Source organism: Streptomyces sp. NPDC001156 (assembly GCF_053598275.1).
Genome location: NZ_JBSFJX010000267.1, coordinates 1 through 9,638, shown reverse-complemented (window position 1 = coordinate 9,638; position 9,638 = coordinate 1). Strand labels below are relative to the sequence as shown.

The 9,638-nt window shown below is 67.0% G+C and carries 3 protein-coding genes and 7 pseudogenes; 2 read left to right on the top strand and 8 right to left on the bottom strand.

The genetic code is table 11. The features are described from left to right. Window positions 1–323: pseudogene (locus ACWDA7_RS46665) on the bottom strand (GDP-mannose dehydrogenase); the annotation flags it as partial. 497 nt (window positions 324–820) lie between these two features. On the opposite strand from ACWDA7_RS46665, the pseudogene ACWDA7_RS46660 reads away from it, so the two are divergent. Then, a pseudogene (locus ACWDA7_RS46660) lies at window positions 821–1,159 on the top strand (IS5/IS1182 family transposase); the annotation flags it as partial. 146 nt (window positions 1,160–1,305) lie between these two features. Here ACWDA7_RS46660 and ACWDA7_RS46655 read toward each other — a convergent pair. From ACWDA7_RS46655 to ACWDA7_RS46625, 7 genes and pseudogenes are all read right to left on the bottom strand, one after another. Beyond that, a pseudogene (locus ACWDA7_RS46655) lies at window positions 1,306–2,194 on the bottom strand (transposase); the annotation flags it as partial. Between the two features lie 88 nt (window positions 2,195–2,282). Then, window positions 2,283–2,828, bottom strand: a pseudogene (locus ACWDA7_RS46650) (IS256 family transposase); the annotation flags it as partial. 17 nt (window positions 2,829–2,845) lie between these two features. Beyond that, window positions 2,846–3,904 (bottom strand): IS110 family transposase, encoded by a 1,059-nt coding sequence (locus ACWDA7_RS46645; protein ID WP_450613496.1) that lies wholly within the window; start codon window positions 3,902–3,904, stop codon window positions 2,846–2,848. A gap of 224 nt (window positions 3,905–4,128) precedes the next feature. After that, window positions 4,129–4,842 (bottom strand): annotated as a pseudogene (locus ACWDA7_RS46640) (IS256 family transposase); the annotation flags it as partial. 161 nt (window positions 4,843–5,003) lie between these two features. Continuing rightward, window positions 5,004–5,651: pseudogene (locus tag ACWDA7_RS46635) on the bottom strand (ISL3 family transposase); the annotation flags it as partial. 556 nt (window positions 5,652–6,207) lie between these two features. After that, a complete protein-coding gene (locus ACWDA7_RS46630; protein WP_450613494.1) occupies window positions 6,208–6,933 on the bottom strand; it encodes a class I SAM-dependent methyltransferase in 726 nt (241 codons plus the stop codon). A 312-nt stretch (window positions 6,934–7,245) separates the two neighbouring features. Next, window positions 7,246–8,298: a Gfo/Idh/MocA family protein gene (locus tag ACWDA7_RS46625; RefSeq protein WP_450613492.1), complete on the bottom strand. Its 1,053-nt coding sequence runs from the start codon at window positions 8,296–8,298 to the stop codon at window positions 7,246–7,248. A gap of 214 nt (window positions 8,299–8,512) precedes the next feature. On the opposite strand from ACWDA7_RS46625, the pseudogene ACWDA7_RS46620 reads away from it, so the two are divergent. After that, window positions 8,513–9,638, top strand: a pseudogene (locus tag ACWDA7_RS46620) (IS200/IS605 family accessory protein TnpB-related protein); the annotation flags it as partial.

Below are 9,638 nucleotides of genomic sequence, written 5' to 3'. Positions count from 1 at the left end.
GCGCCGATCTGCTCGGCGACCCGCTCCAAGTACCTGGTGCACAGACTGCCGTTGGGCTCCGACGGCGTGCCCACGCAGACCAGCGACACCTCACTGCCCATGATCGCCTCGCGGACGTCGCCAGTGGCGCGCAGCCCTCCGGTCCCCACGACCTCGGCGACGAGCTCACCGATCCCCTCCTCGACCACCGGGGCCTTGCCGTCGTTGACCAGGTCGACCTTCACCTGGTTCACGTCCACCCCGATGACCTCGTGACCCATACTGGCCAGGCACGCGGCCGACACGCAGCCCACGTAGCCGAGCCCGAAAACGCTGACCCTCATGACCCGTTCCTCCTCCAAAGCAGGCCCCTGCGGTCTGCGGTCCGCACGCCGACCAGACGACGACCCCCGCGAAGACTCGAATACTCATGGAAACCCGAACATTGTCCAACGAAACTGGACGATTTGTCCGGCGGGATTGGACGGTAGGGTGTGTCATCAATCGCCCGCAAGGCAACTCACCCACGCCAGTCACGGCCTGCAGAGCGACTTGACCGGCGAAGTGGCAGATGGAACGCGCGCGGCCGGAATTTCGGCACAGGCAAACCACAGCAAAAAACTCGCTCGAACGGTCCAACCGTGCGCCCATCGCACCCGGGCATTCGTCCGCACGACATCTCGCAATTACGGACGGGACTGAGCCTTTCCCGGTAACCGGTCGTCGCTCGCTGCGATCGCTGGACTGTGCTGCGTGCCCCCGCTGTGCCCAAGTCCCGGCAACCGTAAGGCCCCTGGTAGGAACGATCTTACGACAGAAAGATCCGACCGAGGGGCCTCACGTGCCGACCAGTGTCACATGCACCACCGTGCTCGAGATCCGCCGATCCACCACCGAGCACATGGCCCACCTACTGCGCGACCACCGCGCCGCGATCGGCACCCGCCAGGGACGGCGTGCGTTGGGCTGCTTCCGGCAGGCCGTGCTCATCCTGCACTGATTCCTCGACGGCACACGCCGGACGCAACTCACCCGTGACAACGGCCTGTCATCCTCCACCGCCTACCGCTACCTGCACGAAGGACTGACCGTCCTGGCGGCCGGGGCGCCGGATCTGCACTCCGCGCTGGAGCGGACGAAGGCAGCGGGGCTGACCCATCTGAACCTGGACGGCACCGTGTGGGGCTCAAATACGGGATTCGGGCGCTGATCTGGGGGTTCGTACCACTGTCAACTGGCCATCTTGTACTCATTAATGAGTCCGCCGAGGACGGGTCTGTCCGGTGAACGGCCCTGTCTCACTTTCGGTGGTAGCGGAGGGTGACGCTATCCGAGGAGGATGCGGTGGCGTAGGAGAGTGAAGCCTGCCCGCCCGTACATTTGCCGCGCGATCGCCTTGGTCTTGGTGTTGACGCCTTCGGTTCCGCCGTTGTGGTAGGGGAGCGTGAAGGCTGCGATCACGGCGTCGTGGTCCCGCTCCAGGCCCCGGGTGAACGCATGCAGGTGGGGTAGGTCGGCTGTGCGGACCTACATGATCCAGTGCTCGAGCAGGTCGCCGTTTGCTGGGTCGGGTGCCAGGAGCTGGGCGAAGGTCCGGATGTGGGCGGCGAGTTTGGTCATCTCGGGGCATGCCGCGGTGAGCCGGGCCAAGAGGTCGTGGTGTTCGGCCTTGATGTTGTCGGGCCGGGTGAGCAGCATCCGGGCGAGCCTGCGCGGGGAGATGTGACTGCGGTCGGCGTCCGCGCGGCCTTGGTTGATGTACTTGTGCAGGAGGTTGAGGCAGCCCGTGAAGCCGAGGGCTTTGATCTCTTCGAAGAGGTGCTTGACGGGGACGGCGGGATCTTCGGACCGGCGTTTGCGCAGGTGTTCGCGGTAGGGGTCGACGAGGTTGGCCCGGTACTTGGGGGACACGGAGCATCCGTTCGGGCTGATCGGCCCTGGCGTAGCGCTTGACGGTGTTCAGGGCCAGTTGCAGGCGGCGGGCGCATTCAAGCAGGCCCACGCCCTGGTCGAGGAGTCCGTGGACCTGGTGCCAGCGCTCCAGGGTGGTCTGTGCGCGCGGCCCGTCATACAGGGGCGTGTCCAGCACAGGGGCCCAGCAGCTGCTGTGCGCTTTCACCTCGCTCAGGACGGCTTCGCACAGGTTGTGCCACAGATGCCAGCGGTCGGCGACCTGAACGGCATCGGGCAGGGCGCGGCGGATCGCCTCGGCGTAGAGGTTGTCAATTCCTTTGTGTATGTAGAGGTGTGCGGCCTTGCTGGTCGGGCCCTGGGGATGGTTACTTTCGGTGATCTTGCTGGGGTCAGAGGGGGAGGCGGTCGGGGAAGGCGAGCATGAAGTGGTTCATGGCGCGCTTCCAGCCGAGGGTGCCGGTGCCGCGGACGCGGCCGCGGGGGATGGGGCCGTCACCGTCGATGTGGCGGCCCTCGATGCGGCGGATGCCGAGGTAGAGGAGTTTGATGGCGGCGTCATCGGAGGGGAAGTGTCCGCGGGTCTTGGTGATTTTGCGCAGCTGGTAGTTGAGGGATTCGATGGCGTTGGTGGTATAGATCACGCGGCGTATCTCGCGGTCGAAGGCGAGGAAGGGGATGAATTCCTCCCAGGCCCTTTCCCAACTGGCAAGTAGACCAGGGTAGTTCTTGCCGTAATCGGAGCGCAGCTCGTCCAGGGCGGACAGCGCCTCGGACTCGGTACTGGCGGTGTAGATCGGCTTGAGGGCGGCGGCGACCTTCTTGCGGTCGCCGTAGGAGACGTACTTCATTGACGACCGGATCAGGTGCGTGACACAGGTCTGGACCAGGGCCTTGTCCCAGACGGTGTTGATGGCCTCCGGGAGGCCGGTCAGCCCGATGCCCCTATGGAAAGTCAAGCCGCTCGGGGCCCGGGAACGGGCAAGGGAGCCGCTGCGATGCAACGGTGTATCTCTCGGGCGACGTACCGCTTGAGACAGCGCATGATCTCCCGTTTCGACTTGCCGTCGCCGGTGCGTCGCTCGAGGTAGAGACGGGTGAGCACGATCCGGTAGAGAGCGGCGTTGGCCTGCCGGTTGCCGCCTCGATTGAGCCGACGGCGTTGGCTCTTGCCGGACGAGTGCTCGACGGGACTGACGCCGCAGAGGGCCGCGAAGGAGGCTTCACTGCGGATCCGGTCATGGTTGTCGCCTGCCGCGATGAGAAGGATCGCCGCGGAGTCCGGACCGATTCCCTGGATCTCCAGGATCTGTGGGTGATGCTCTTGCACGGTGGCCTTGAGGTGCCGGGTGACCGTGGTGATCTCGGCCGTGAGCTGCTGGATCCGTTCGGCGAGTAGCCGCAGCGCCATCTGGACGGCGCCTTCCTCGCCAGCCAAGTGGGCGCATGCGGCGAAGAGTTTGCGGTTGGTCAGGCCCGCCAATGACTCCCGCAGGGTGGGCTCCGCTCCGACGACAAGCGCCTTCAGCTGGTTGATCGCCTGGGTGCGGGAGCGGATCGCAGAGTCCTTGACAATCTTGAGGACCCGCAGGTCCTCCACCGGGCCGTCCTTGCTCTTGGGAGTGACCGTGGCGCGTCCGCCGAGCACCGCGCGGGCGGCCGCTTCGGCGTCCACCGCGTCGCTCTTGCCGGCCCGGCGCCGGGCTGCCCGGTCAGGCCGGTTCACGTCGGTCACTGTTACGCCCTCGACTGCGAGATGACGACTCAGTCCGGCGCCGTAGGATCCGGTCCCTTCCACACCCGCACGAAGAAGCAGGCCGAAGCCGCGGGCCCAGGCAAGCAGCTCGCGATATCCGGCGGCAGTTGCCGCGAACTCCTGCGTGCCCAGGAGCGCACCGAGCACGCTGACGACGGCAGCAACATGAACGTCCTTGTGGGTATCGACCCCGAGGACAACCTCATCCTGCAGGGGCTGCGAGGCGGTGGGGGTGTGCGACAGACTGGGCCGGGCCATGCGTCTCCTTGACCGATCGGAACGGGTGGCCGACACCGGACCGCGCGGGCGGTCAGGACTGTGACGGTGCCTTCTGGCCAAGGCCCCTATCGGGACACGCCTGCGCAGGTCCGGTGACAGCAAGCACCGCTCGAGACCGGGCCGACAGATCGGCGCTCAGGACACTGGGTCAGTCGCAGCACGGGTCAGGCCACGGTCTCGAACAGCACCCCTTGATCCTCACAGTCGCAGCACACGATCAGCGCGTCGCGCAGGCCGCGGTTCTTGAGCTGGGTGAGCACGTTCAGCCAGAACTTCGAGCCCTCGGCATCCTGCAGCCAGATCCCCAGGACGTTCTTGATGCCGTCCACGTCGACGCCGATGACCAGGTGGGCGGACTTGTTGGTGACCATGCCGCCGTCGCGGACCTTCACGCTCAGCGCGTCGATGTAGAGGATGGGGTAGACCTCGTCAACGGGCCTGTTCTGCCAGGCAGTTATCTCGTCGGCGACCACATCGGTGATCTTCGACACCAGGGCCGGGGACACCTCCGAGCCGTAGACCTCCTTCAGGTGCGCGGTTATGTCCCGGGTGGTCATGCCACGGCCGTACAGAGACAAGATCATGTCGTCGACCTGGGCCAGGCGCCGCCTGCCCTTGGGCACGATCACCGGCTCGAACTCCGCCCTGCGGTCCCTGGGCACGTCGACGGTGACCGGGCCGGCCACCGTCGTCAGCGTCTTGGGGTAGGAGCCGTTGCGGGAGTTGCCCGAGCCGCGTCCGGCCGGGTCGCCCGCCTCGTAGCCGAGGTGGTCGGCCATCTCCGTCTGCAGGGCCCGCTCCAGGACCGCCTTCATCATCTGCTGCAGCAGACCGCCCTGACCGTCGATGCCGACCCCGGCCGCCTCCGCGTCCGCCAGCAGCCGATCGATCGCGGCGGGCGACAGGGCCCCGGCCAGCCGGCGGGACGCCTCCTCGCGGGACTCTGCGGACTCGGCGTGCGGGGCGTGCTCGTTCATCAGGTCACTCACTGTGCGTCACATTCCAGGTGTCAGCCAGGGACCGACCAGCACCCAGCAAGATCACCTCTTACACAGAGGAGTAAACAGCCTCTCGGCGAGGTCGCGGAGCCGTCACGGCACACGATCTCGACGCCCGGATGCTCACGCAACCATCTTTCCAGGGTGTCGGCGGTGCGGTCGGGCAGGACATCGATCCGCTCATGAGTCTCGGCGTCGATCACCACGGTGGCATAGCGGTGACGCCGGCGTAGGGCGAAGTCGTCGACACCGATCACGCGGGGCACCCGCGGGGCGGACAGCGATATATGCAGCAGAGTACGCAAAGCGGTATGGCGCGAGAGGCCCACCGCGAGCGCCGTCAGCAGACGTACCCCCGCCCGGCCCGCTAACTCCTTGACCACGGCCTTGACTTGCCTGGTCAGACGGGCGGTGCGCCGCTGGTACCGTTCCAGCACTCCGGGCACCTGCTCGCGGAAGGTATGACGGCAGCCGCGCGTCGGACAGACCAGGCGCCGCACCCGCACGCGAACCACGACCCGCCGCCCATCCACCGATACATCAGCCACGGTCCGTAGGTGATAACCGTGCACACGCTCCGACGACGCCCCGCAACCCGGACACGGAACCGGACCCTCCGGCGTCCGGGCCCGCACCAGGATCCGCTCCCGTTCGTTGATGACGTCCTCGACAGTCAGGGGAGCCAGTCCTGAAAACACCGTGCTCACAAGCTCGTTGATATCTCGCACACGAGTGTCAACGACACCGACGACGTTCCGTCACCACCGAAAGTGAGACAGGGCCGTTGACCGTACAGACCCCGCCCAGGCCCGAGCGACCGCATGGTTTCTCGGCGGCACACAAGTGGTCAGCACTTTGCTGGCCTTGTGCAGTCGTATTGGTCTTGCTGCAGTGGGGTAGGACAGCAGATGCTGGGCCGGTGGCGCAACAGCGGAAAAGCAGACACGAGCAACGGAACGAGAGGCAGCAAGTGGCGGCTGGTCTCGCCCCTCACGCCGGCCACTGGGAAGTCGTCTTCGAGACTCAGGACGAGTCGGAATGGCGTGCCCATCTCCATCGGCTGCGGGCCACAGCGAAGTGGATCGACTGGTCGACGGCTCGCTTGGACACGTACTGCGGGCGACTGGCCCAGCCGACCACCTACCGGCTGAGTGTGTTCGTACCGGCCCAAGCGCGCCAAGATAATTGATCTCGTGAGGGTCGGGGTGAGTTGGCGGATGCGGCGTGGGAGCGCTTAACGCCCCTGTCGCCGGGTGTTGATGGCCACTGACGGCCGTGGCGGCATCACCGGCGGAACAAGGCCGTCCACAGGAAGGACTCGCCAAAGTGCGGGGACTCGGGCGGCTCGTGGCGCATGCGGCGGAGTTCGACCTCCGCCAGATCGGAGAAGATCCAGCGCAGCGACTCCGGTGTGTAGGCGAGGCCGCCATGGAGCCGGGACGTACGGTAGTAGTCGGCATCGCCGAGTTCGGAACCCATCTCGCCCGCCGCGAAACAGGTAAGGGCCAAATAGCCGCCGGGAGCAAGAGCTCGGTTGAGAAGAGCGAGGTAGCTGATGCGACGGTGCGGCGGCAGATGGTGGAAGCACCCGGAGTCGTAGATCAGGTCGTAGGGGCCTGTCAGTTCGGTGCCGACGAGGTTGAACGCGTCGCCGCAGTGGAACCGGACCTCGGTCCCGGCCTCACGGGCGCGGTCCTCGGCCCAGACGATGGCCGCTGGGGAGAGGTCTACGGCGTCCACCTCGAAGCCCCATGAGGCGAGGTGAAGCGCGTTGCGGCCCGGGCCACACCCCAAGTCGAGGGCGCGACCGACAGGGATCAGCCCACGCTCGAGGTAGGAGACCACATTCTCGTCCGGCTTCGCCACAAAGAACGGCACCGGCCTGGAGCGGTCCGCATAGAAGCTGTCCCACCAGGCGGCCGCGTCAGCCGTCCAGCGGTCGGCCTCCGGTGCGAACAAGCTGTCCAGGAGGTTGAGCACGTCGTCCACGGTGCGGATGTTCCTGTCCATCCGGCCCCCCTTCTTGGTGCGCCGATCTTAGGGTCGGCTGTCGCAAAAGCCCAGATCAGACAGCGCGGTTGGATTCCCTGGATGACCGCGTGAGGGGCTCAGGCGAAGGCAGCGAGGCACCCACTCACGACTTGGGCGAAGCGCTGCCCAAGCCCCCACCGAAGGCCGTCACGGAGGCAATCTCAGCCGAGACGACGCAAGTTTTTCGGCGTTCCACCGGACACGTTCCAGGCCCTGCCCAGCGACATTGGCTATCGAGGACCGGTTGCGACGGCAGGCGTCGGGAAGGAAACCACGCTGTTGATCAGTCTGTTAGGGGTTCTGAGCCGCGGCTTGGTCTTTCATCTCGCCGCGCAGCGGTAGCCCGCAGGCGCGGTAGATGGTGTCGACGACGCTCATGTTCGCCACAGCGTCCCTGGCAGACGTAATGACCGGTCCGCCATCGAGGATCGCGGAGGCGAACGCCTCCAGTTGGCAGGCGTAGCTCGACGGGTTCCGAGGCACGCGTTCCCGCCGTACAACATGCCCTTCCGCACCGCGCGACGTACGGATCGTCAACTGGTGGTAGAGCTGGGGCATCAGGAAGTTGGTCACGTTCATCTCGCCGTCCGTCCCGACCGCGCGGGCCCGGATCGACAACACACGGCGCGACCACATGGACGCGCGGATGCGCCCGGTCACCCCGCCGGGGAAGGCGAGCTCGGCACTCATGGCGCGGTCGATGCGCGTGTCCTTGCGCAGTGTCAGCATCCGTGCCGACGTCACCGCCGGATCGCCGTTCCCGAGCAACCGGGCGACATGCACGGCGTAGCAGCCTGCGTCCATCGTCGCTCCGCCCGCAAGCGCGTAGTTGTACCGGATGTCGCTGAACCGTGGCAGAGGGAAGCAGACATCGGCTTCGACGCGGTGTAGCTCCCCCAGCTCGCCGCCGGTCACAACCTCGCGCATCCGTTCGGCAAGCGCGTGGTGGCGGTAGTGGAATGCCTCCATCACCACCAAGCCACTGCGCACGAAGGCGGCGTCGGCAGCGTCCGCGACGCGCTCGGCTTCGACGCGGTTCGCGGTGAACGGCTTCTCGCACAGCACGTGCTTGCCGGCCTGAAGAGCTTTCAGCGTCCATTCGGCGTGCAGACCATTGGGCAGAGGCACGTAAACAGCGTCCACTTGCGGGTCGGCGAGCACGGCATCGTAGTCGGCGTGGACGACGGGGACGCCGTGCTTGCGGGCGAACGCCTCCGCTCGCGTCCGGTCGCGTGCCGCGACGGCGGTCACGGTGACGCGCGGCGTCTGCCGCGCCGGCTTGATCAGCGCGCTCGGCGCGATGGCGGCTGCCCCGAGCAGCCCGATCCGAAGGTCCTTGGGCACGGGGAGCAGTGTGCCAGCCGCGCCACATGGTGCAGAAGTCTGAGGGTGGGGAACTGGTCGTTTTCGGATGTGCAGGAGCGCGCGGGGCTGTGCAGGAGCATGTCCTGGTTCGTGGTGTTGCAGCGCGCACACGTCATGTGGCGGGCACTGATGTCAGTGCCCGCCCGTACCGTTCTTCCTGTTGCTGCTCAAGCGTGTTGGAGGGAGTACATCGATGCCTGACGAGTCGTTGCGCATGATCGCTGCTCCCTTCGTGGCCGTCGGCCCGTCGGGCGTGGCGATCCGCACCCGCCTGGGCCACCTGAGCGCCGACGACGAGGAGGTGCTGCGCCTGGTGGGCGCGCACCTTGGCTCGCTGGCCGCAAGGGACCTCAAGCGCCGGTGCGCCGACGGTCTGGAGCACTCCGCGGAGAGGTGGGCGGAGCGTAAGCGGGCCCTGACGGGGGAGTCTTCGTCGCGTTGGGCCGGGAGTATCACCAAGGCCACGCACGATCAGTAGGCGCTTGCGCGGCGTGCCCAACTCGCGCATATCCACAGCCTTCAGGCGGGCGTGCGGACGATCGCGCACCGCCTGTCCCTGCCGGTCGGAGAGAAGGGAAAGGGGCGGGCGCCGGGCGGCTACCGCAGCGCACGAGAGTGGTTCGCCAAGACCCGGCGCCTGCAGGACCTTCGAGACCGGCTGGGTGCCGGGCAGGCCGACCGCGCTGTGGGCCGCGTCCGGGTGGTGCGTGGCGGGAAGCGGCTCGCGCGCAACCGGCACCACCTGCACGCCGCCCAGCTCACGCAGGCCCAGTGGCGGCAACGTTGGGAGGCAGAGCGCTGGTTCCTGCAGGCGGACGGGGAATCGGGCAAGCGGTTCGGCAATGAGACCATCCGCGTCACTCCGGACGGCGAAATCTCCCTCAAGCTACCCACCCCGCTCGCCCACCTCGCCTACGCCCCGCATGGCCGGTATACGCTCACCGGCACTGCGGTCTTCCACCACCGCAGCGAGGAATGGGCCGACCGCATCACCACGAACCGGTCCGTGGCCTACCGCATCCACTACGACACAGACCGCTCCCGCTGGTACCTCACCGCCTCCTGGACCATCCCACCAGTCACAACCATCCCCCTGTCCCAGGCCCGCACGGGCGGTGTGATCGGTGTCGATACGAACGCCGACCATCTGGCCGCCTGGCGGCTGGACGCCCACGGCAACCCGGTCGGCGGGCCGCGCCGGTTCTTCTACGACCTGTCCGGGAGCGCGGACCACCGGGATGCCCAGGTACGGCATGCGCTGATCCGGCTCCTGCACTGGGCGAAACGCCACGGGGTGTCGATCGCGATCGAAGACCTCG

Bases quoted from the DNA above. Each gene is read 5' to 3' on its own strand.
- ACWDA7_RS46645 (WP_450613496.1), bottom strand. From the start codon at position 3,904: ATGGCCCGGCCCAGTCTGTCGCACACCCCCACCGCCTCGCAGCCCCTG.
- ACWDA7_RS46630 (WP_450613494.1), bottom strand. From the start codon at position 6,933: ATGGACAGGAACATCCGCACCGTGGACGACGTGCTCAACCTCCTGGAC.